Annotated in this window: 19 protein-coding genes; 14 read left to right on the top strand and 5 right to left on the bottom strand. The window is 73.2% G+C overall.

All coding sequences use genetic code 11. The features are described from left to right. The first annotated feature begins 4 nt into the window (after window positions 1-4). On the top strand, window positions 5-520 hold the full coding sequence (locus tag PV343_RS05540) for a YceI family protein (protein ID WP_319145631.1): 516 nt from the start codon (window positions 5-7) through the stop codon (window positions 518-520). 4 nt (window positions 521-524) lie between these two features. On the opposite strand, the gene PV343_RS05535 is transcribed toward PV343_RS05540, so the two are convergent. Then, window positions 525-2,234 carry a hypothetical protein gene (locus PV343_RS05535; protein WP_319145630.1) on the bottom strand — a complete coding sequence of 570 codons (1,710 nt, stop codon included), beginning with the start codon at window positions 2,232-2,234 and terminating at the stop codon, window positions 525-527. Window positions 2,235-2,512: 278 nt separating this feature from the next. Here PV343_RS05535 and PV343_RS05530 point away from each other — a divergent pair, with 278 nt between their 5' ends. The 5 genes from PV343_RS05530 to PV343_RS05510 all read left to right on the top strand — a co-directional run bounded on the left by PV343_RS05530 (window position 2,513) and on the right by PV343_RS05510 (window position 6,277). Further along, complete coding sequence (locus tag PV343_RS05530; RefSeq protein ID WP_319145629.1) at window positions 2,513-2,902, top strand: cell division protein SepF; 390 nt, start codon at window positions 2,513-2,515, stop codon at window positions 2,900-2,902. 101 nt (window positions 2,903-3,003) lie between these two features. Then, window positions 3,004-4,212: an ATP-binding protein gene (locus tag PV343_RS05525; protein WP_319145628.1), complete on the top strand. Its 1,209-nt coding sequence runs from the start codon at window positions 3,004-3,006 to the stop codon at window positions 4,210-4,212. Further along, on the top strand, window positions 4,209-4,553 hold the full coding sequence (locus PV343_RS05520) for a nucleotide pyrophosphohydrolase (protein WP_319145627.1): 345 nt from the start codon (window positions 4,209-4,211) through the stop codon (window positions 4,551-4,553). Before PV343_RS05525 ends, PV343_RS05520 begins: the two co-directional genes overlap by 4 nt. Window positions 4,554-4,753: 200 nt before the next feature. Continuing rightward, on the top strand, window positions 4,754-5,239 hold the full coding sequence (locus PV343_RS05515; protein WP_319145626.1) for a DUF6099 family protein: 486 nt from the start codon (window positions 4,754-4,756) through the stop codon (window positions 5,237-5,239). A 114-nt stretch (window positions 5,240-5,353) separates the two neighbouring features. Further along, window positions 5,354-6,277, top strand: coding sequence for an LLM class F420-dependent oxidoreductase (locus tag PV343_RS05510; RefSeq protein WP_319145625.1), 924 nt, complete (start codon window positions 5,354-5,356; stop codon window positions 6,275-6,277). A 91-nt stretch (window positions 6,278-6,368) separates the two neighbouring features. Here PV343_RS05510 and PV343_RS05505 read toward each other — a convergent pair whose 3' ends face one another. After that, window positions 6,369-7,376 carry a D-alanyl-D-alanine carboxypeptidase family protein gene (locus tag PV343_RS05505; protein ID WP_401696524.1) on the bottom strand — a complete coding sequence of 336 codons (1,008 nt, stop codon included), beginning with the start codon at window positions 7,374-7,376 and terminating at the stop codon, window positions 6,369-6,371. A 185-nt stretch (window positions 7,377-7,561) separates the two neighbouring features. Between PV343_RS05505 and PV343_RS05500 the strand changes: the two genes are divergently transcribed. The 5 genes from PV343_RS05500 to PV343_RS05480 all read left to right on the top strand — a co-directional run bounded on the left by PV343_RS05500 (window position 7,562) and on the right by PV343_RS05480 (window position 15,401). Further along, window positions 7,562-8,500 (top strand): hypothetical protein, encoded by a 939-nt coding sequence (locus PV343_RS05500; RefSeq protein WP_319145624.1) that lies wholly within the window; start codon window positions 7,562-7,564, stop codon window positions 8,498-8,500. A gap of 478 nt (window positions 8,501-8,978) precedes the next feature. Then, window positions 8,979-10,448: a 3' terminal RNA ribose 2'-O-methyltransferase Hen1 gene (locus PV343_RS05495; RefSeq protein ID WP_319145623.1), complete on the top strand. Its 1,470-nt coding sequence runs from the start codon at window positions 8,979-8,981 to the stop codon at window positions 10,446-10,448. Next, a complete protein-coding gene (locus PV343_RS05490; RefSeq protein WP_319145622.1) occupies window positions 10,445-13,015 on the top strand; it encodes a polynucleotide kinase-phosphatase in 2,571 nt (856 codons plus the stop codon). Before PV343_RS05495 ends, PV343_RS05490 begins: the two co-directional genes overlap by 4 nt. A gap of 98 nt (window positions 13,016-13,113) precedes the next feature. Then, the gene (locus PV343_RS05485; RefSeq protein ID WP_319145621.1) at window positions 13,114-13,254 is read left to right on the top strand and encodes a hypothetical protein; all 141 of its coding nucleotides are present in this window, start codon (window positions 13,114-13,116) and stop codon (window positions 13,252-13,254) included. A gap of 2 nt (window positions 13,255-13,256) precedes the next feature. Further along, complete coding sequence (locus tag PV343_RS05480) at window positions 13,257-15,401, top strand: RiPP maturation radical SAM C-methyltransferase (RefSeq protein WP_319145620.1); 2,145 nt, start codon at window positions 13,257-13,259, stop codon at window positions 15,399-15,401. 18 nt (window positions 15,402-15,419) lie between these two features. Here the strand turns inward: PV343_RS05480 and PV343_RS05475 are convergent, their stop codons facing one another. Beyond that, window positions 15,420-16,310, bottom strand: coding sequence for a hypothetical protein (locus PV343_RS05475; protein ID WP_319145619.1), 891 nt, complete (start codon window positions 16,308-16,310; stop codon window positions 15,420-15,422). After that, window positions 16,307-17,425, bottom strand: coding sequence for an SPFH domain-containing protein (locus PV343_RS05470; RefSeq protein ID WP_319145618.1), 1,119 nt, complete (start codon window positions 17,423-17,425; stop codon window positions 16,307-16,309). Before PV343_RS05470 ends, PV343_RS05475 begins: the two co-directional genes overlap by 4 nt. 130 nt (window positions 17,426-17,555) lie before the next feature. Between PV343_RS05470 and PV343_RS05465 the strand changes: the two genes are divergently transcribed. The 3 genes from PV343_RS05465 (at window position 17,556) to PV343_RS05455 (ending at window position 21,429) form a co-directional block, all read left to right on the top strand. After that, entirely contained in the window at window positions 17,556-18,779 is a 1,224-nt protein-coding gene (locus PV343_RS05465) for an arginine deiminase (protein WP_319145617.1), read from the top strand. Between the two features lie 88 nt (window positions 18,780-18,867). Then, a complete protein-coding gene (argF, locus tag PV343_RS05460) occupies window positions 18,868-19,875 on the top strand; it encodes an ornithine carbamoyltransferase (protein WP_319145616.1) in 1,008 nt (335 codons plus the stop codon). A gap of 108 nt (window positions 19,876-19,983) precedes the next feature. Next, window positions 19,984-21,429 (top strand): amino acid permease, encoded by a 1,446-nt coding sequence (locus PV343_RS05455; RefSeq protein WP_319145615.1) that lies wholly within the window; start codon window positions 19,984-19,986, stop codon window positions 21,427-21,429. Here PV343_RS05455 and PV343_RS05450 read toward each other — a convergent pair. Then, complete coding sequence (locus PV343_RS05450; RefSeq protein WP_319145614.1) at window positions 21,389-21,841, bottom strand: ATP-binding protein; 453 nt, start codon at window positions 21,839-21,841, stop codon at window positions 21,389-21,391. The two genes, PV343_RS05455 and PV343_RS05450, sit on opposite strands and share 41 nt — an antisense overlap. Between the last annotated feature and the right edge of the window lie 22 nt (window positions 21,842-21,863).

Genomic DNA, 21,863 nt, shown 5'->3' with positions numbered 1-21,863 from the left:
GGCCATGACCGTCGCCGTGGAAACAGGCAACTGGCGGCTCGACCCGGCGGCGTCCGCCGTGAGCCTGCGGCACAAGACCTTCTGGGGCCTGGTCACCGTCAAGGGCGCCTTCGCCGCCGTCACCGGACAGGGCGAGGTCCGGCCCGACGGCTCGGCCGCCGGCACCGTGACCCTGGACGTCGCCTCCCTCGACACCGGCAACGCCAAGCGCGACGAACACCTGCGCTCGGCCGACCTGCTGGCCGCCGCCGACCACCCCGAGATCACCTTCGCCGTCCGCTCCGCCGAGCGCCTCGACGGCGACGACGTGCGGGTCACCGGTCAGCTGACCGTGCGGGGCGTCAGCAGGCCGCTGACCCTCACCGCGCGCCTGACCTCGGCGACGGCCGAGGCGCTCGCCCTGGAGACCGAGTTCACCGTCGACCGCGACCGGTTCGGCGTGACCTGGAACCAGCTGGGCATGATGCGCGGCCTGACCACGGTCACCGCCGCGCTGCGCTTCACCCGCGCGGCCGCCTGACGGATCAGCCCCTGCGGCCCAGCTCGGCCGGGTCGAGGTCGCGGGTGGAAAGGGTCTGCGGACCCGCCGTGAAGGCGCGCAGCCGGATATGGGCGCCGGGCCGCGCGGGCAGCGGGAACCTCCCGGACGGCGCCCGCAGTTCGACGGTCGCCGTGGTGTGCCCGGGGATGGTGGCGGGGCCGCGCGTCAGCGACCAGTACCGGCTCATGCCCTGGCCCGTGGTCAGCATGTAGTGCGGGGTGAGCGGGCCGCCCCCGGTGTTGGTCACCCGCACGGTCACCGCCGACAGCGAGCGCGCCGTGGCCCGCCGGGCCGCCGTGACGTCCATCCGCAGCGGCGGCCCGCCCGTGACCGCGAGCACCGCGCTCACCAGGGCGGGCAGCACCAGCAGGACCACCGCGCCCACCAGTGCGGGCCGGCGGCGCGGGCCGCGCAGCGGGCGGGGGCGCGGCTGCCAGGCACGCGCGAACTCCGGCAGCGGCGCGGTGACCGCCGCGGCGAGCCACAGGGGGGTCATCATCAGGTAGTAGCCGTCCTGGGAGCGGGTCGCCAGGTAGAAGGCGCACCAGGGCAGCACCGTCGCCGCCGGGCCCAGCCGCCGTACGAACAGCACGAACAGCGCCAGCAGGGCCGCGGCCAGCAGCATGCTCGCGTGGCCGTACCAGTCGAGCCGGTCGCTGCCGTGCGTGAAGTACAGCGAGACGTCCACCAGGCCCTGCCCGTGCAGGATCGCGCCCTGGGTGAGCGGCAGGGCGATCCCGCCGAGCCAGGGACCCGGCTCGTGCACGAGGAAGTACGTGTTGATCAGCAGCCAGGCGGTCGCGGCGACGCCCAGCATCCGCAGCACCACCAGCCGCGCCGGGCGGGCGCCGAGTTCGCCCCGGCGTACGGCGTAGATCCCGGCCAGCAGGAACGGGGTCACGAACCAGGGCAACTGCTGGGTGGCGCACGCGGCCCCCAGGCAGACGGCCCGCGCGATCCCCGGCGTGCCCAGCCGGCCGCCGGCACCGGTGCGCGGCCAGCCGACCACCACGGGGATCAGCAGCACCATCGCCAGGATCGCCGGATAGCCCTGCCGCGCGTACAGCGGCAGGAAACCGAACCCCAGGCAGACCATGGTCGCCGCCGAACGCCACGGCACCGGCAGCAGCCGCCACAGCAGTGCGGCGCCGGTGATCAGCGCGAGCGTCGCCGTCGCGGTCGCCGGGGCGCCGCCGTGGCCCAGCCACAGCAGGGGCGCGGTCAGCAGCGGTGCCAGCGGGGGATAGCCGTAGGTGAGGTCGTAACCGCCGGTCGTCGTCGCCGTGAGCGCGACGCCCTTGCCGTGGAACAGCCAGGGCCAGGGCTGCCCGTACACCGGGTGCCCGGCGACCATCTCCCGGGCGGCCTGGGTGGTCAGCACCGCCTCGTCGCCCCCGGCGTGGTTCAGCGCCCAGGTGCACAGCGTGAGCGCGACGGCGGTGAGCAGCACGACGAGGTCGAGGCGGGCCAGCGAGCGCGCCCGGCGGACCGTCAGCGCGAGCACGCCGCTGACCAGGATCGAGGCGTAGCAGACGGAGATGACCCCGGCCAGGACGACGTGGTGGGTGGCCGCCTGCGTCCACACCGCGCGGGTGCCGATGAAGAGGCTCACGTCGGCGAGCAGGGTCAGGACGCGATGCCATTGCGCGGGGCCCCGGACGTCGTCCGCGCGGCTTCCGGGAGCGGCGGACACCGCCGACAGTGTCCGCCGGCCGGGTGTCACCTGTGTTCGTTCTGCCAAGTGCACGGGACCGGACGCTAGTGGCGGCCGGTGAGCGGGGCGCGACGAGAGGTGAAGAGTCGGGTGTGAGGGCGGTAAGAAGCGGGCGTATGCATACATGTGGCGCGCGCGAGGGGAGCGGTGCACGGCGTGAGGGGTCGCGCAGTGTGTCGCAGTTGGGCCGAACGGGTGACTTGGCGTAAGAATTGGCCGGTGCAGGCATGGAGTGCGAGTCAGGTCGGGGGGAGCCGGTGAGCCGTTACGACGTCACCGATGAACAGTGGGAAGGGCTCGCCCAGGTCGTGCCGCTGAGAGGCCGGGACGCCTGGCCGTCGGCGGTGGACCACCGCTCGCTGCCGGACGCGGAGACCGAGACGCGGCGCCGGTTCGTCGTGCTGCGGGTCAATGTCTTCGCGGACGCCCGCGAGGTGGCCGAGACCCTGATGGCAGGGGCGCCGGTGCTGCTGGACCTGTCCGGCGCGGAGGGCGACGTCGCCAAGCGCGTCCTCGACTTCAGCACCGGGGTCGTCTTCGGCCTCGGCAGCGGGATGCACCGGGTGGACCGCAACGTGTTCCTGCTGACGCCGCCGGGCACGGAGGTCAGCGGGCTGATGGAGAGCGCGGGCGTCTCCGGCGGCTGAGCCGGGCCCGCTTCCGCGGTCACGGGGGAGGGTCCCTCGTTCGTAGGAAGGTGCGGCGGGCAAAACGGTTCACCGGATCGGCGGAGGCATAGCGTCCGCATATGGCCGTGTCTTCGGCGCCCGCCGAACCCTCCGCGCTCGCCGAGCCGTCCGTGTCCGGCGGGCCGTCCGCGTCCGTCGGGCCCGCCGGTCCCGTCGACGTACGGGCCCGGATCACCGAGTTGCGGCTGTCCGCGTTCGCCGGGCACCAGCGGGCCGCGTTCCCGTTCGGGGCGGTCACCCTGTTCGCCGGGCGCAGCGGGGCGGGCAAGTCGACCGCGCTCGCCGCCTACGAGGCGCTGGCGCGGCTCGGCGGGGGAGCGCCCCTCGTCGAGGTGTTCCCGGAACCCGGCGCCTGCGTCCCCGAGCGGGCGCGCCCCGACGGCCAGGGGCGGCGGGGCTTCCGCATCGGCTGCACGGCCGACGGCGCCGAAGGGCCGGTCCGGCTCGACGTCGCCGTACAGGCCGAGCCGGAACTGCGGATCGTCGGCGAGCGGCTGACGGCCGGCGGGGTGGTCCTGCTGGAGACTGCCCTGCGCGACCCCGGCCGCCGGACCGTCCAGGCCGCCTGGCACACCGCCGGCTCCGCCCCGGTGACCCGGGCCCCGCTGCCGGACGACCGCCTGGGCACCGCCCTGCTGCCGCTGCGGGTGGCCGGCAAGACCGACGGGCAGCGGCAGGTGCTGGCCGCCGCCGAGCAGATGGTCGTCGCCCTGCGCTCCGTCTTTCCCTGCGACCCGCGACCCGAGTACATGCGCGTCCCCGTCCCCACCGGCACCGGCCGCCTCATGCGCGGCTGCGACAACCTCGCCGACGTCGTCTGGCGCACCCGGTTCGAGTGCGGCCGCCGGCACGCCCTGCTGGTGGAGGCGCTGCGGGCCGGCTGTGCCGGTCCGGTGGCCGACCTGGTCGCCGAGCCGCTGGCCGACGGCACCGTCCGGGCCCTGCTCGACCGGGGCGGCGGCCCGCGCACCGAGCTGGCCCGGCTCGGCGACGGCGAACTGCGTTACGTCGCGCTGGCGCTGGTGCTGCTGACCGGGCCCGGAGTGCTGGACGTGGACACCCCGGGCGAGGTGCCCGACGCCCTGCGGACCCTGACCGTGCTCGCCGACGGCTTCGACCGCGGCCTCGACCCGGACCAGCGCCGCGCGCTGCTGCGGACGGCGGCCCGGATGGGCGAACGCGGCCACATCCGCTGCGTGGGCGCGGTGAGCGACGCCTCCTGGGCGGTGGGGACCGAGGGCGTCACAGTGGTACACCTGAAGCCGTGACGGAACACCCTGACCTGGCCGGACTCCAGCGCAGGCTGGCCGAGTTCGCCGCCGCGCGCGACTGGCAGCCCTACCACACGCCCAAGAACCTCGTGTCCGCGCTGAGCGTGGAGGCCTCCGAACTGGTCGAGATCTTCCAGTGGTTGACGCCGGAGGAGTCGGCCCGCGTGATGGCCGACGCCGGCACCGCGCACCGCGTCACCGACGAGGTCGCCGACGTGCTCGCCTACCTCCTCCAGTTCTGCGAGGTCCTCGGCATCGATCCGCTGGCCGCCCTGGCCGCCAAGATCGAGCGCAACGAACACCGCTTCCCCCTCCCGGGCGCCGGGGACGCACCCTGACCCGACTCGGACGGAAACGCCCGGACTCTTCCGTTCCGCTATCACTCTCCGCAGTCGAAATCGCGCCCGAATCCGAATTGTTGTCCACAGATTTCGGGCTTCCTCTGGCTTTTCGTCTCACCACACCTCACTCTGGGTAATGAATAAGGGAGTTCAAGCGGACGTGCGGGAACGCACGGCGGACGGGACGGGGGCAGCGCATGGATGCACTGTGGCTCATCGCGACGAGCAGGCGGGCCCTGGTGGGCGGCGCCGACATCCCCGAGATGATGGCGGAGGTGTGGCAGGCACAGGCCCTGGCCCAGGCGATCGGCAGTCGCCTCGCGGTGTCCGGGCCGCCCGAGCTGCGGGGCGAGGCGCTGGGCCTGACCGAGCTGGCGGGCCGGGGCTGCGGCGTCCTGGACCCTCCCGAGCTGGACCCGGGCGACCTGCGCGCCGCCCAGCTCACCGAGCTGGACGACGCCCGGCAGACCCTGCTGTGCCTCGGCGGCCTGCTCGCCGAGGTCGGTATCGCCCTGGTCGGCATGGCCAGCGCGGCGGCCGACGAGACGACGTACTGGCAGTGCATGGAGGCCATCGACGCGGCCGACGAGTCCCGTGACCGCGTCCTGGAGATGCTGCGCAAGCTCGCGGCACGCGAGGAGGTGTTACCCGAGCCCACGGAGGACAGCCCGACCGGCGTGTGACCCGCGACCGGCGTGCGCCCCGTTCCGGGCCGGGCGGATCCCACCCGGCCGGGCACCGCCGCGCCCGGCGGTGCCGGTGAGGTCCCCGGGGCGGGTGGCGTGCAGGATAGGTGTATGGACCTTCGAATCTTCACCGAGCCCCAGCAGGGGGCCACGTACGACACCCTGCTCACCGTGGCGAAGGCCACCGAGGACCTCGGGTTCGACGCCTTCTTCCGCTCCGACCACTACCTGCGGATGGGCAACGTGGACGGGCTGCCCGGCCCCACCGACGCCTGGATCACCCTGGCCGGGCTGGCCCGCGAGACCCGGCGCATCCGTCTCGGCACGCTGATGACGGCCGGCACCTTCCGGCTGCCGGGCGTGCTCGCCATCCAGGTGGCCCAGGTCGACCAGATGTCCGGCGGCCGCGTCGAACTGGGTCTGGGCGCGGGCTGGTTCGAGGAGGAGCACAAGGCGTACGGCATCCCCTTCCCCAAGGAGAAGTTCGCCCGTCTGGAGGAGCAGCTGGAGATCGTCACCGGGCTCTGGGCGACCAAGACCGGCGAGACCTTCGACTTCCACGGCCGCTACTACGACCTCACCGAGTCGCCCGCGCTGCCCAAGCCCGCCCAGTCGAGGATCCCGGTGCTCATCGGCGGTCACGGCGCGACCCGCACCCCGCGGCTCGCGGCCCGGTACGCGGACGAGTTCAACATCCCCTTCGCCTCCGTCGAGGACAGCGAGCGGCAGTTCGGCCGGGTGCGCGCCGCCGCCGAGGAGGCGGGCCGCCGGGCGGACGACCTGACGTACTCCAACGCGCTCGTGGTGTGCGTGGGCCGGGACGACCAGGAGGTGGCCCGGCGCGCGGCCGCGATCGGGCGTGAGGTGGACGAGCTGAAGGCCAACGGCCTGGCCGGTTCCCCGGCCGAGGTCGTCGACAGGATCGGGCGGTACGCCGCGATCGGTTCCCGGCGGATCTACCTCCAGATCCTCGACCTCGACGACCTCGACCACCTTGAGCTGATCGCCGGGCAGGTCCAGTCGCAGCTCTCGTAGCACCCCCGCCAGGGAGCCGGCCGGGTGGATGCCCGGCCGGCCCCTCCGGGACCCTTCCGGGCCCGCGGTCCGGCTGTCCGGCGGTCCGGCGTCAGCCGATGTGCGCGAAGCCGTAGTCCAGGATCTTCTTCGCGTCCTTGAACCGCTCGTCCACCGACGTGTCGGCGAGCACGGTGCCCACCACGGTCTTTCCGCCCCGGGTCGCCGCGAACACCAGGCAGAACTTCGCCTCCGGGCCCGAGCCGGTCTTCACGCCGATCGCGCCCCGGTAGGAGCCGAGCAGCGTGTTGGTGTTCTTCCACGGCTCCATCGCGTGCGTGCCGCCGCCCGGCCGGTACGACGTCATGGCGTCGTACGTCTTCGTACCGACGACCTTCTTGAACGTCTTGTTCTTCAGGGCGACGGCGGCCAGCTTGGCCAGATCGCGCGGAGAGGCGTGGTTGTTGCCGTTGGACACCCCGTCGAAGGAGTCGAAGTAGGTGTTGTTCAGGCCGAGTTCGTGCGCCTTGCGGTTCATCCGGGAGATGAAGGACTTCGTGCGCTGCTGGGTCGTCGAACCGGTCCCGTAGGTGTCCGCGAGGGCGTAGGCCGCGTCGCAGCCCGACGGCAGCAGCAGCCCGTACAGCAGGTCGCGCACCTTCATCGAGTCACCGAGGATCAGCTTCGCGCTGGAGTAGCGCTGGCCGCCCGTCGCCGGGTCGATGACGTAGTCCGTGTACTCCTTCTTGATCTTCACCTTCTTGTCGAGGTCCAGGTGCGGCTGCGACAGCACCACGAGCGCTGTCATGATCTTCGTCGTGGAGCCGGTCCGCAGCGGCCCGTCCGCCGCCTTGCCGAAGAGCTGCTTCGACGTGGCCGCGTTCATCGCGTACGCGCCCTGGGCGGACACCGTCGGTGCCGCGGCCGCCGCCGCGGGCTTGGCGGCGGCGGTCCTCTCGGCCGGAGCGGCCGCCTGGGCCGGAGCGGCCGCGAGGACGCCCGTGCTCAGGACGGCCCCGGCCACCACCGCGACGGCGCCTCGCGCCGTGACGCTTCTGCCGACTCCCGCGCGGCCCGTTCGGCATGCCCGGTCGGCTCGGTCGGTTCGGTCCATGGTCATGGTTCCCCCTTCTGTCAGCGGTCAGTTGACAGTGGGTCAGTCCATCAGGTCCGGCGGCGTCGAGCCATGGCGAGGATCACAGGAACCGGGGCGATGTGCGCGCGCTGTGGCCGGCTTGTGCCGGAACTGTGGGCTCCATCACGGCGCTCACGCTCCTGGCCTGGTCGGATGGCCGGGTGCGCAAAGTGCTGCCTCTTCTTCTCACCGGCCTGCTGGCCGCGTCCGCCTGCCAGTTCACCGGTCAGGACGACGCCGGCGACCGGGCCCGTCGCCTCAACACCCGGACGGCGTTCCCGTTGAACGCCTACATACCCGACCCCTCGTCGGACGGCGGAAAGGCCGTGGGCAAGGCGCAGTGGATCCTCGCCAAGCGGTGCATGGTCCGCCTCGGCTTCCCCGGCTTCGCGACGCTCGCCACCGCGGCCGTCGAGTCGACGTACCCGGTCCAGCGAGGCGTCCCCGAGAGCCACGGGCCGCTGGGCGACGACCGGCCCTACGGTGTCGACGACCCCGACCGGGCGGCCGAGGACGGCTACCGCGGCCGGCCCGACGACGGCTCCACCCAGCCCATGGAGTGGTCACCCGACCAGTACCGCGCCCTCACCGGCGCGTCCGGCTCCGGCGGCGGCCGCCGCGTCCACGGACGGACCGTCCCCGAAGGCGGCTGCCTCGGGCAGGCCGGACGGAAGATCAACGGCCCCGCGCGCAAGGCGGCGAAGATCGGCGGCCTGACGCTCACCGGCTTCTACTCGACCCCCATGGAGCTCTGGTACACCTCCCGCCGGCAGGCGCGGAAGGACCCGGCCTGGAAGAAGGCCGACCGCGACTGGTCCGCCTGCATGAAGGAGCAGGGCTTCCACTACCCGGCCCCGGAGAAGGCGGCCGTGGACACCGCCTGGTTCGGGACCGAGGAGCCGTCGAAGAAGGAGAAGGAGACGGCGGCCGCCGACGCCCGGTGCAAGCTCGACACCGACTACATCGGCACCGTGCACGCCGTCGAGGTCCGCGCGCAGAAGGCGGCCATCAGCAAGCACAGGAAGGAACTGGCCGACACGCGCGCGGCGGACCGCCGGGCCGTCGAGCGCGCCCGGGCCGTCGTCGCCAAGGACGAGAAGGACTCCTGAGCGGGAGGCGTCCTCCGCCGGAGGGCACCCGGCCCGAGGCGCTCGGAAGGGCACCCGGCCCGGGGCGGCTTTCGCCGAGAGGCGCCCCACCCTGAAGGCGCCTCCGCCGGAAGGCACCTGGGCCGAGGCGCCCGCCGGAGGGGAGACCGGCCCGAGGCGTCCTCCGCCGGAAGGCGCCCCACCCAGGAGGCCCCCAGCCGGAAGGCAGCCCGACCCGAAGGCGTCCTGCCGGAAGGCAACCCGGCCCGAGCGTCCCAAGCCGAATGGCACCCGGGCCTGAGGTCCCACCGCCGAAAGGCGCCGCCACTCGAACGCGGCCCCCCATCGGAGGGCGCCGCCACTCGAACGCGGCCCCCCGCCGGAGGCGCCGCCACTCGGATGCGCCCCGTCGGAAGGCGCCGTGCCGGTCGGGCGGGGATGTCGGTCTTCGTGGGAAAACCGGTGGTCGCGGGGGCGCGGGCGGGGGAGACTCGGCCCTGTGTTCCTGACGATATCCACGCGCGGCACCGCCGCCCACCCGGCCACCGACCTCGGGTACCTGCTGCACAAGCACCCCGACAAGGCGCAGACGTTCTCCACCTCCTACGGCACCGCCCACGTCCTCTACCCCGAGGCGGACGCCGAGCGGTGCACGGCCGCGCTGCTGCTGGAGGTCGATACGGTCGCGCTGGTCCGCCGGGGCAAGGGCAAGGGCCGCGGCGGAGCACCCGACGCGGCACTCGCGCAGTACGTCAACGACCGCCCGTACGCGGCCTCCTCGCTGCTCGCAGTCGCCCTGAGCGCCGTGTTCTCCAGCGCCCTGCGCGGGGTGTGCAACGCCCGCCCCGAGCGGGCCGTCGCGCCCCTGCCGCTGCGCATCGAGGTGCCTGCCCTGCCCGCCCGCGGCGGCCCCGCCCTCGTACGGCGGCTGTTCGAACCGCTCGGCTGGGCGGTGACCGCCGAACCGGTCGCCCTGGACACCGAGTTCCCCCAGTGGGGCGACTCGAGGTACGTCCGGCTCGTCCTGGAGTCGGAGGCGCTCACCCTCGCCGAGGCGCTGCGCCACCTGTACGTCCTGCTGCCGGTCCTCGACGACGCCAAGCACTACTGGGTCTCCTCCGACGAGGTCGACAAGCTGCTGCGGGCCGGTGAGGGCTGGCTGCCCACGCACCCCGAGCAGAAGCTGATCACCAGCCGGTACCTCTCCCGGCGCTGGTCCCTGACCCGGCAGGCGATGGAGCGGCTGGAGCTGGTGCGCCTCGCCGAGGCCGACGACAGCGAGGTCGAGTCGATCGACAACGCCGTCGAGGAGGAGACGGAGGCGGAGGAGAAGCCGGCACCGCTCGCCGTACTGCGCCGGGAGGCGATCCTCGCCGCCCTGCGCGCGTCCGGCGCCGCCCGGGTCCTCGACCTCGGCTGCGGCCAGGGCCAGCTCGTGCAGGAACTGCTCAGGGACGTCCGGTTCACGGAGGTCGTCGGCGTCGACGTCTCCGTGCGGGCCCTCACCATCGCCTCGCGGCGGCTGAAGCTCGACCGCATGGGGGAGCGCCAGGCGTCCCGGGTCCAGCTCCTGCAGGGCTCCCTGGCCTACACCGACAAGCGGCTCAAGGGCTACGACGCGGCCGTGCTCAGCGAGGTGATCGAGCACCTCGACCTGCCCAGGCTGCCCGCCCTCGAGTACGCCGTGTTCGGGCACGCCCGCCCGCGCACGGTCCTCGTCACCACCCCCAACGTCGAGTACAACGTGCGCTGGGAGACCCTGCCCGCCGGACACGTCCGGCACGGCGACCACCGCTTCGAGTGGACCCGCGAGGAGTTCCGCGCCTGGGCCCGCACCGTCGCCGAACGGCACGGCTACGAGGTCGCGTTCACCCCCATCGGCCCGGACGACCCCGAGGTGGGGCCGCCCACCCAGATGGCCGTCTTCCACCGCCACGACGACACCCAGAAGGAGGCGAAGGCAGCATGACCGAGAACAGCACGGCCGAGAACAGCACGGCCGAGACCCGCGCGGGGCGCGTCCTCCCCGTCACCGACCTGTCCCTGGTCGTCCTCGTCGGCGCCTCCGGCTCCGGCAAGTCGACCTTCGCCCGCAAGCACTTCAAGCCCACCGAGGTGATCTCCTCCGACTTCTGCCGCGGCCTGGTCGCCGACGACGAGAACGACCAGAGCGCCTCCGGGGACGCCTTCGACGTCCTGCACTACATCGCCGGCAAGCGGCTGGCCGCCGGCCGCCGTACCGTCGTCGACGCCACCAGCGTGCAGCAGGACAGCAGGCGGCAGCTCGTCGAACTCGCCAAGAAGTACGACGTGCTGCCCATCGCCATCGTGCTCGACGTCCCCGAGGAGGTGTGCGCCGAGCGCAACGCCGCCCGCACCGACCGTGCCGACATGCCCCGCCGGGTCATCCAGCGGCACATCCGGGAGCTGCGCCGCTCGCTGCGCCACCTGGAGCGCGAGGGCTTCCGCAAGGTGCACGTGCTGCGCGGGACCGAGGAGGCCGAGGCCGCCACCGTCGTCACCGAGAAGCGGTTCAACGACCTGACCCACCTCACCGGCCCGTTCGACGTCATCGGCGACGTCCACGGCTGCTCGGCCGAACTCGAGGCGCTGCTCACCGCACTGGGCTACGACGACGGCGTGCACCCCGACGGCCGCACCGCCGTGTTCGTGGGCGACCTGGTCGACCGCGGTCCGGACACCCCGGGCGTGCTGCGCCGGGTGATGTCGATGGTGAAGGACGGCCACGCGCTGTGCGTGCCCGGCAACCACGAGAACAAGTACGGCCGGTTCCTCAAGGGCCGCAAGGTCCAGCACACCCACGGGCTCGCCGAGACCGTCGCGCAGATGGAGGGCGAGAGCGAGGAGTTCAGGGCCGAGGTGCGCCGCTTCCTGGACGGCCTGGTCAGCCACTACGTCCTCGACGGCGGAAAGCTCGTCGTCTGCCACGCGGGCCTGCCCGAGAAGTACCACGGCCGCACCTCGGGACGGGTCCGTTCGCACGCCCTGTACGGCGAGACCACCGGCGAGACCGACGAGTTCGGGCTGCCGGTGCGCTACCCGTGGGCGGAGGACTACCGGGGCCGCGCGGCCGTCGTCTACGGGCACACCCCGGTCCCGGAGGCCACCTGGCTCAACAACACCATCTGCCTGGACACCGGCGCGGTCTTCGGCGGCAAGCTGACCGCGCTGCGCTGGCCGGAGCGCGAGCTGGTCGACGTACCCGCCGAGCGGGTCTGGTACGAGCCGGCACGGCCGCTGCGCACCGAGGCGCCCGGCGGCCACGACGGACGGCCGCTGGACCTCGCGGACGTGTACGGCCGCCGGGCCGTGGAGACCCGGCACGCCGGCCGGGTCGCGGTCCGCGAGGAGAACGCGGCGGCGGCCCTGGAGGTCATGAGCCGCTTCGCCGTCGACCCGCGCCTGCTGCCGTACCTGCCGCCGACCATGGCACCGACGGCGACCAGTCACGTCGACGGCTACCTGGAGCACCCGGCCGAGGCGTTCGCGCAGTACGCGGCGGACGGGGTGCCGCGGGTCGTGTGCGAGGAGAAGCACATGGGCTCGCGGGCCGTGGCCCTGGTCTGCCGGGACGCGGACGCGGCACGCGCGCGGTTCGGCGTCGACGGCCCCGGCGGGGCGCTCTACACCCGTACCGGGCGGCCGTTCTTCGACGACGAGAAGGTGACCGAGGAGATCCTCGGCCGGCTGCGCTCGGCCGTCGGGGACGCGGGCCTGTGGAAGGAGCTCGACACCGACTGGCTGCTGCTGGACGCCGAGCTGATGCCCTGGTCGCTGAAGGCCTCCGGTCTGCTGCGCAGCCAGTACGCGGCCGTCGGCGCGGCCTCGGGTGCGGTGTTCCCGGGCGCGCTCGCCGCGCTGGAGGCCGCCGCCGCGCGCGGCACCGACGTGGGCGGCCTGCTGGAGCGCCAGCGCGGCCGGGCCGCCGACGCGGCCGCGTTCACCGACGCCTACCGGCGCTACTGCTGGACGACCGACGGCCTGGAGGGGGTCCGCCTGGCCCCCTTCCAGCTCCTGGCCGTCCAGGGCCGCAGCCTCGCCGCGCTCCCGCACGACGAGCAACTGGCGCTGCTCGACCGGCTGGTGGAGCACGACGGCACCGGGCTGCTGCAGACCACGCGGCGGCTGTACGTCGACACGGGCGACCCCGAGTCGGTGCGGGCCGGTGTCGACTGGTGGCTGGAGATGACCGGCCGGGGCGGTGAGGGCATGGTCGTCAAGCCGCTCGGCGCGCTGGTGCGCGACGGGAAGGGGCGGCTGGTGCAGCCCGGCATCAAGTGCCGGGGCCGCGAGTACCTGCGGATCATCTACGGCCCCGAGTACACCCGGCCGGACAACCTGGCCCGGCTGCGGCAGCGGTTCCTGAACCACAAGCGGTCGCTGGCGATCCGTGAGTACGCCCTCGGCCTGGAGGCCCTGGACCGGCTCGCGGACGGGGAGCCGCTGTGGCGGGTGCACGAGGCGGTTTTCGGGGTGCTCGCCCTGGAGTCGGAGCCGGTGGACCCGCGTCTGTGACCGTGCGGACACGGGACGCCCTTGTGTCGCACACACTTTCGTCCATATGGTGGACGGCCGTGCGACACAAGGGTGTTCGAACGTGCGGAGGGGGAGCGGTGGAGACCGTGGAGACCGCGGAGACGCGGAGCGAGCGGCCGGAGGGGGCGGTGGGCATGGAGATCAAGAAGGTCGTGGTCCGCGAGGACCGGAGCACCAGCCGCCGGCCGGCGATCCTGGAGAAGCGGCCGACCCGCTGAGCATGCGCGTTCACCTGGTCACGATGCCGTGGCATCCGCTCGACCTCCCTTCACTGCAACTCGGCCTGCTCAACCGGCTGGTGCGGCGGGCCCGTCCGGACGCCGAGGTGACCGAGTTCCACGGCTCGCTGCGCTGGGCGGAGTACCTGCTGGAGCACTCCGGGGGGCGGCTGCGGCCGGGCGACTGCGTGGCGGTCGGCTCCGACGCGATCTTCCACGGCCTCGGCGACTGGGTCTTCTCCGGCGTCCTGTACGACGACCCCGGCTGGGGCCTGGAGCGGCTGCGTGACTACGCGGCCCGGCGGGACGTCCCGGTCGGCACGGCCGTCGACATGCGCCCGTACGCCGCCGGGTTCATCGATCTGTGCGCGGGCGTGATCCTGGCGGACGAACCGGACCTCGTCGGGTTCACCAGCACGTTCATGCAGAACGTGGCCTCCCTGGCGCTCGCCCGTGAACTCAAGCGCCGCCGGCCCGGGTTGACCGTGGTGTTCGGGGGCAGCAACTGCGAGGGGCCGATGGGCCACGCCCTGCACCGCAACCATCCCTTCGTGGACCACGTGGTACGCGGCGAGGCCGAGTACGCCTTCCCGGCCCTGCTGGAGCACCTGGCCGGGGGCACCGCGCCGGTGGACGTGCCCGGCCTGTGCTGGTGGGACGGACCCGTGTCGCGGGCCAACACCGAGACCCGGCGGACCGTGGCGCCCGCCGACATCCCCTCGCCCGACTACGACCAGTGGCAGACCGCCCTGGACGCGTCCCCGGTGCGGGAGTTCATCCACCCGAAGCTGGTGGTCGAGGGCGCCCGCGGCTGCTGGTGGGGGGAGAAGCACCACTGCACCTTCTGCGGGCTGAACGGGTCCGCCATGGCCTTCCGCGCCAAGCCGGGCGAGCGGCTGTGGGCGGAGCTGGACCGGCTGGTCCGCCGCCACCGCATCCTCGACGTGGTCACCGTCGACAACATCATCGACATGGCCTACTTCCGCGACTTCCTGCCCCGGATCGCGGGCAGCGGCTGGGACCTCAGGCTGCACTACGAGGTCAAGTCCAACCTCACGCCGGGCCAGTTGAGGCTGCTCGGCGAGTCGGGCACCGTGCACATCCAGCCCGGCATCGAGAGCCTGGGCAGCCGGGTCCTCGACCTGATGGACAAGGGCGTCACCGGCGCCCGCAACGTGCGCACCCTGCGCGAGTGCGAGAACCACGCGCTGACCTGCTCCTGGAACCTGCTGTACGGCTTCCCCGGCGAGACGGCGGACGACTACGCGCCGGTCGTCGACCAGCTCCCCGCGCTGGTCCACCTGCAGCCGCCGAGCGGCGCGCACCGCATCCAGCTGGAACGGTTCAGCCCGCACTTCACCGACCCCGGCCTCGGCTTCGGCAAGCGCCGGCCGGCCGAGATGTACCAGCACGTGTACGACCTGCCCGAGGGCGAGCTCGCCGACCTGGTCTACCTCTTCGACACCGACGACGCGGGCCTCGCGGGCCCGGCGGAGCACCGGCTGGTCGAGGCCGTCGCCGCGTGGCGGGCCGGACACGCCCACTCCCGGCTGCTGTTCGCCGCGGACGGCGCGGACCTGCTGGTGCGCGACCGGCGGCACGGGTGGCCGCCGGCCACCCACCGCTTCACCGGCTGGCGGGCCGAGGCGCTGCGCCGCCTTGAGGACGGGCGTACGGTGCCCGCGCTGCACCGGCTGCTGACGGGGGACGGCCACGACGTGCCGTCCGACGCCCTCGACCGCTGGGTGCGGCACGCCCTCCGTCTCGGCCTGCTGTTCCGGGACGGCGGCACCTACGTCGCGCTCCCCACCTGGGGCGAGCCGGTCCGGCTGCCGGAGGGCGCCGTAGGCACCGCCCCACAGGACCCCGCCCACGGGATCCTCTACCACCGGCGCGGACCCGGCTTCGTCAGCGTCATCGACCGCAGGGAGCCGGGCACCACGGTCCGGCTCACCCTCGACCACCCCGACCTGCTCGCCACCTTCGACCTGCTGTCCACACCCACCCCCCTCACCGCCCTGGCCCCCGTCCAGCGCAGAGCGGTCGACCTCCTCACCGCCGAACACCTCGTCCGCGTCGACGACGGCCTGGCCACGGCCCTGCCCCCACGGATCGACCGGTGGCCGGTGCCGTGCACGGCGATCTGAGGAGGCGGGCGGGCTTCCTCACCCCACCAACCGCAACCGCCGGTCGCAGACGCCGACGCGGATCGTCTGGCCCCAGGTGAGCTGGAGGGCGTCCGTTTCGATGCCGTCGCCGAAGGCGATCAGGTGGTCGGACTCCACGGTGAGGGACAGGGAGGCCGAGGCGCGGAGCCGGCCGGCCACCAGGGTGGTGCCGGTGGCCGGGGAGGGCCAGGCCTCGCGGACGAACCACAGCAGGCCGTCCTCGGTGGGGGAGGGCAGCGGCAGTGCGCCGCCCCGTTCCTGCCAGACCGAGCGCAGCCAGCCGGTGGCGCCGGTGCCGGTGCCGACCAGCAGCCCGGAGGAGGCCTGGGCCTCGACGGCACCCCCGTCGCCGTCGAGGCCCAGGCGGTAGCGGGCGGTCTGGTGGCCGGGCGTGCCGAGGTAGATCTCGTTGAGCGCCACCAGCCGCTGGGTGTCGTCGGCGACGGCCTCGACCATGGTGAGTTCGTCCACCGCGGTCCCGGCCGCCGGCAGCAGCTTCGCCGCGTCCGCCGGGCGGTGCCGTACCAGCACTCCGGGATTGCGCCCGGGGTCGGTGTCGATGCCGATGACCGGCTGGCCCGTCAGGTACTTGGCGGCGTTCGCCACCAGCCCGTCCTGGCCGACCACGACCACCACGTCCTCCGGGGCGAACAGGAACCGGTCCAGGTCGGCGCGCTCCACCCGGGCCTGGCGCCAGGTCAGCGGCACCGCGGCGGCCACCTCGGCCAGGGCGCCCCGGGCCCTGCGGTGGCGTTCGGCGACCTCTTCGATGTCCCGGCCCCGGGAGGCGAGGAAGAAGGCGGCCTGGCCGTGCGTGCCGTGCCGGGCCACCAGCTCCTCGTACTCGGTGGTGCGGTGGACCAGGACGGCCCGCCGGGCGAGGCTCACCGGGCGCCCTCGGCGTCGCCGCCGAGCTTGGCCAGCAGCCCGGTCAGCACGTCGGGGGAGACGGTCACGCTGTCGATCCGCGGCAGGTTCTCGGCGAGCCGGGTCGCGGTGAGCGCCCGCAGGGTCGTCGTCCCGTCCACTCCGGCCTCGGTGTGCACCCGCAGCCAGGCCGCCTGTGCCTGCGCCCGCGCCTCCCCGACCTCGCGCGCGGCCTCGGCCTCCGCGCGGGCGAGCTGCCGGGAGCGGGCCGCCTCCGCCTCGGCGAGCTTCAGCGTCCGGGCGGCCTCGGCCTCGGCGAGCCCCACGGAGCGGGTGGCCTCCGCCTCGGCCAGCTTCACCGACCGCGCCGCCTCCGCCTCGGCGCGCACCGCGTCCGCGGCCGCCTGTTCCTCGGCCTCGCGGCGTGCGTTGGTGCCGCGCTGCTCGACCAGCTGTTCCTCGCGGCGGGCCAGCTCGATCCGGCTGGCCAGCTCGTTCTCGGCGATGGCGCGCTCCCGCTCGACCGCCACGGCCCGCCGTTCGTAGGTGGCGCGGTCGGCCTCCTGCTGGATCTGCTCCCGGGCCGGGGTGCGCAGCGCCCGCTCCACCTCGGGCTCGGGCCGCAGCGCCATCACGCGGACGGCGACCACCTCGATGCCGGTGGCCGGCAGCCGGGGCTCGGCGCCCAGTCCGGCCGCGACCCGCTCGCGCACCGCCGCCACCCCGTCCACCAGCGCCGCCGCGAGGGGCGTGCGCGCCAGCACGTCCAGTGCGTGCTGCTGGGCCGTCTCGGTGAGCAGGGTGCCGAGCTGGTCCAGCGGGGTGCCCCGCCAGGCGCCCGTGTCCGGGTCGATCGAGAAGTCCAGGCGGGCGGCGGCAATGGCCGGGTCGGCGATCCGGTAGGTGACCGTCGCCTGCACCGAGACGTCCTGGAAGTCGGAGGTGCGGGCGTGGAAGGTCATCGCCAGCTCCCGGTCGTCGACCGGCACCTCGGAGAGCGCGGCCGTCAGCGGGCGGAACCAGAAGCTGAGCCCGGTCCCGTCGTGCACCAGCGCGCCGGAGCGGTGGTGCCGTATGTGCGCCGTGGGCGCCCCGCGCAGATGGCGCCAGCCCAGGCGCCGGGTGATGTCGGCCATGGATCCCCTCGCTTTTCGTCATGACGACGATAAGCGGGAGTCCCTGTTCTCGTCAAGGGGACGAAAACAGGAACTGGCGGAAACGGTCAATGGGAGCGTGAAGGTGGTCGTCCCCGGCCAGGATGGAGGCATGGCATACCACGTCCACTCCGAGGCCGGGCGACTGCGCCGCGTGATCCTGCACCGGCCCGACCTCGAGCTCAAAAGGCTCACGCCCAGCAACAAGGACGCCCTCCTCTTCGACGACGTGCTGTGGGTGCGCCGGGCACGCGCCGAGCACGACGGGTTCGCCGACGTCCTGCGTGACCGGGGGGTCGCCGTCCACCTCTTCGGCGACCTGCTCACCGAGACCCTGGACGTCCCGGAGGCGCGCTCCCTCGTCCTCGACCGGGTCTTCGACGAGAAGGAGTACGGCCCGCTCGCCACCGACCACCTGCGCGCCGCCTTCGAGACGCTGCCGGCGCGCGAACTGGCCGAGGCCCTGGTGGGCGGCATGACGAAGCGCGAGTTCCTGGAGGCGCACGCGGAGCCGACCTCCGTGCGGTTCCACGTGATGGACCTCGACGACTTCCTGCTCGGCCCGCTGCCCAACCACCTCTTCACCCGCGACACCTCCGCCTGGATCTACGACGGGGTCGCCATCAACGCCATGCGGCGGCCCGCCCGGCAGCGGGAGGCCGTGCACTTCGAGGCGATCTACCGGCACCACCCGCTGTTCCGCGACGAGACGTTCCGGGTCTGGTCCCGGGGGCAGGCCGACTACCCCTCCACCATCGAGGGCGGCGACGTCCTGGTCATCGGCAACGGCGCCGTCCTCATCGGCATGAGCGAGCGCACCACCCCGCAGGCCGTGGAGATGCTGGCGCACAAGTTGTTCGCGGCGGGCTCCGCGTCCACGATCGTCGCGCTCGACATGCCCAAGCGGCGGGCCTTCATGCACCTCGACACCGTGATGACCATGGTCGACGGCGACACCTTCACCCAGTACGCCGGTCTCGGCATGCTGCGCTCGTACACCATCGAGCCGGGCGCGGGCGAGCAGGAGCTGAAGGTCACCGACCATCCGCCGGAGCACATGCACCGCGCGATCGCCGCCGCGCTGGGGCTCGGCCAGATCCGGGTGCTGACCGCCACCCAGGACGTGCACGCGGCCGAGCGCGAACAGTGGGACGACGGCTGCAACGTGCTCGCCGTGGAGCCGGGTGTCGTCGTCGCCTACGAGCGCAACTCCACCACCAACACCCATCTGCGCAAACAGGGCATCGAGGTGATCGAGATCCCCGGCAGCGAGCTGGGCCGGGGCAGGGGCGGCCCGCGCTGCATGAGCTGCCCCGTCGAGCGCGAGGCGGTGTGACCGACCGGACGCGTGGGGGCCGCATATAAATGCCATTGGTCGTATAGAATTCCAGGGTCCTCAGTCCTCGTACCTTTGGAGCGCCCCCATGGCGACCGTCCCGACCGCCCTCGCCGGCCGTCACTTCCTCAAGGAGCTGGACTTCACCGAGGAGGAGTTCCGCGGTCTGGTCGAGCTGGCCGCCGAGCTGAAGGCCGCCAAGAGGGCCGGGACCGAGACGCAGTACCTGCGCGGCCGCAACATCGCGCTGATCTTCGAGAAGACCTCGACGCGCACCCGCTGCGCGTTCGAGGTCGCCGCCGCCGACCAGGGCGCCCACACCACGTACCTCGACCCCTCGGGCTCGCAGATCGGCCACAAGGAGTCGGTGCGGGACACCGCCCGGGTCCTCGGCCGGATGTTCGACGCCATCGAGTACCGGGGCGACAGCCAGGCCGGGGTCGAGGAGCTGGCCGCGCACGCCGGCGTGCCCGTCTACAACGGGCTCACGGACGACTGGCACCCCACCCAGATGCTCGCCGACGTGCTCACCATGACCGAGCACGGCACCAGGCCGCTGAAGGAGACCGCCTTCGCCTACCTCGGCGACGCCCGCTTCAACATGGGCAACTCCTACCTGGTCACCGGCGCCCTGCTCGGGATGGACGTGCGGATCGTCGCGCCGAAGTCCTACTGGCCGGCCCAGGAGATCGTCGACCGCGCCCGGGAGCTGGCCGGGTCCTCCGGCGCCCGGATCACGCTCACCGAAGACGTCGCCGAGGGCGTCGCGGGCGCCGATTTCGTCGCCACCGACGTCTGGGTCTCGATGGGCGAGCCCAAGACGGTGTGGGACGAGCGGATCACCGCCCTCGCCCCGTACGCCGTCACCATGGACGTCCTGCGTGCCACCGGCAATCCGGACGTGAAGTTCCTGCACTGCCTGCCGGCCTTCCACGACCTCGGCACCAAGGTCGGCCGGGAGATCCACGAGAGCCACGGCCTGACCTCGCTCGAGGTCACGGACGAGGTCTTCGAGTCCGCCCACTCCGTCGTCTTCGACGAGGCCGAGAACCGGCTGCACACCATCAAGGCCGTGCTGGTCGCCACCCTCGCCTGAGTCGATTTATCCTGACCGGCGGCCCTCGGACCACCCTTCCGGGGCCGCCGCCGCGACCGGGGAAATCCCCACGGGTCGCCCGCACCACCAGAAACGAGCACCACCCGCATGCCCGCCTCCCGCATCAAGTCCCCGCACCTGCTCGTCGCCGAATCCGGCGCCGACCGTGAGGGCCACGGCCTCAAGCGCACCATGGGCCTCTTCCAGCTCATCTGCTTCGGCGTCGGCGCCATCGTCGGCACCGGCATCTTCGTCGGCCTCTCCGACTCCGTCGCCCAGGCCGGCCCCGCCGTGGTCGTCTCCTTCGTGCTCGCCGCGATCACCTGCGTCTTCACCGCCCTCTCCTTCGCCGAGCTGGGCGGCGCGATCCCGGTCTCCGGCTCCTCGTACTCCTTCGCCTACGCGGGCCTGGGCGAGTCCACCGCCTTCCTGGTCGGCTGGTGCCTGCTGCTGGAGTACGGCATCTCCATCTCGGCCGTCGCGGTCGGCTGGAGCCAGTACGTCAACGAACTGCTGCACAGCCTCACCGGCTGGCAGCTCCCGGCCGTGCTCTCCGCCGGCCCCGGCGACCACGGGATCGTGAACCTGCCCGCCGTGATCGTCATCGCCATGGCGTCCGTGCTGCTGGTGCGCGGGGTGCGGGAGAGCGCCGGGGCGACCGCCGCCATGGCCGCCGTGAAGCTGGTCATCCTGCTGGCCTTCTGCGCCATCGGCTACAGCGCCTTCAAGCACGGCAACCTCACCCCGTTCTCCCCGGCCGGCCTCGGCGGCATCGGCGCGGGCACCACCGCCGCGTTCTTCTCCTACATCGGCTTCGACGCCATCACCACGGCCGGCGAGGAGGCGAAGAACCCGCGCCGGGACATCCCCGTCGCCATCCTCGTCTGCATGGGCCTGGTCACCCTGCTGTACTGCGCGGTCGCGCTCGCCGCGATCGGCGCCATCGGCGGCCACCAGGTCGCCGACCGGCCCGCCGCGCTGTCGTACGTCGTCAACCAGGTCACCGGCTCCACCGTCGGCGGCGGGGTGATCGCCTTCGGCGCGGTCGTCGCCATCGCCTCCGTGGTGCTCGCCGTGATGTACGGCCAGACCCGCATCCTGATGTCGATGTCCCGGGACGGCCTGATCCCGCGCGTCTTCGAGAAGGTCTCCCCGAAGACCTCCACCCCGGTGGCCGGCACGCTCATCGTCGCCGTCGTCTTCGCCGTTCCGGCGGCCTTCGCCTCGCTCGACGCCGTGATGAACCTGTGCACCATCGGCACGCTCGCCATCATGGCCGTCGTCAACATCACCGTGATCGCCCTGCGCCGCCGCGAGCCCGGCCTCGACCGCAGCTTCCGGGTGCCGTTCTACCCCGTGGGCCCGCTGCTGGGCGTCGGCTTCTGCCTGTACCTGATGTACGAGACCGGCTGGCGGACCTGGGTCCAGTTCGCGCTGTTCGTCGTGGCCGGCCTCGTCGTGTACCTCGCCTACGGGCGCCGGCACTCCACGCTGGCGCGGCCCGTCCCCGCGGTCACGCCGGGCGCCGCTGAGCGGGAACCACAGGCAGTCTGAACCACACCGCCTTGCCCGACGGGGTGGGGCGGTGACCGCAGGACGAACTGAGGGCGCGGATCAGCAGCAGGCCGCGCCCGCCCTCCTGCCAGACGTCGGGCTCCTCGATCACCGGGCGGGTCAGATGACCGGGCGGCGCCGGGTCCGGGTCGTGCACCTCGACCTGGCAGCCGCTCGGCCGCAGCTCCACCACCAGCTCTATCGGGCCGCGGCCGGCCGTGTGCTCCACCGCGTTGGCCACCAGCTCCGCCGTCAGCAGCTCGGCGGTGTCGCTGTCGGCCGGGTGCTCCACCTCGGCGATGGCCGTACGCACCAGAGCACGGGCCACCGGCACCGCGGCGGCGGTGTGCGGCAGCGCGATGCGCCAGGAGGCCGATTCGGTGGGGCGTTCGTGCAAGGCGAGTCCGTTCATGGAGCAGGCTGTCCTGCTTTCG

Origin of the sequence: Streptomyces sp. WI03-4A (assembly GCF_033792105.1) — a bacterium.
Lineage (GTDB): Bacteria > Actinomycetota > Actinomycetes > Streptomycetales > Streptomycetaceae > Streptomyces > Streptomyces collinus_A.
This window is presented reverse-complemented; position numbering and strand designations above follow the sequence as displayed.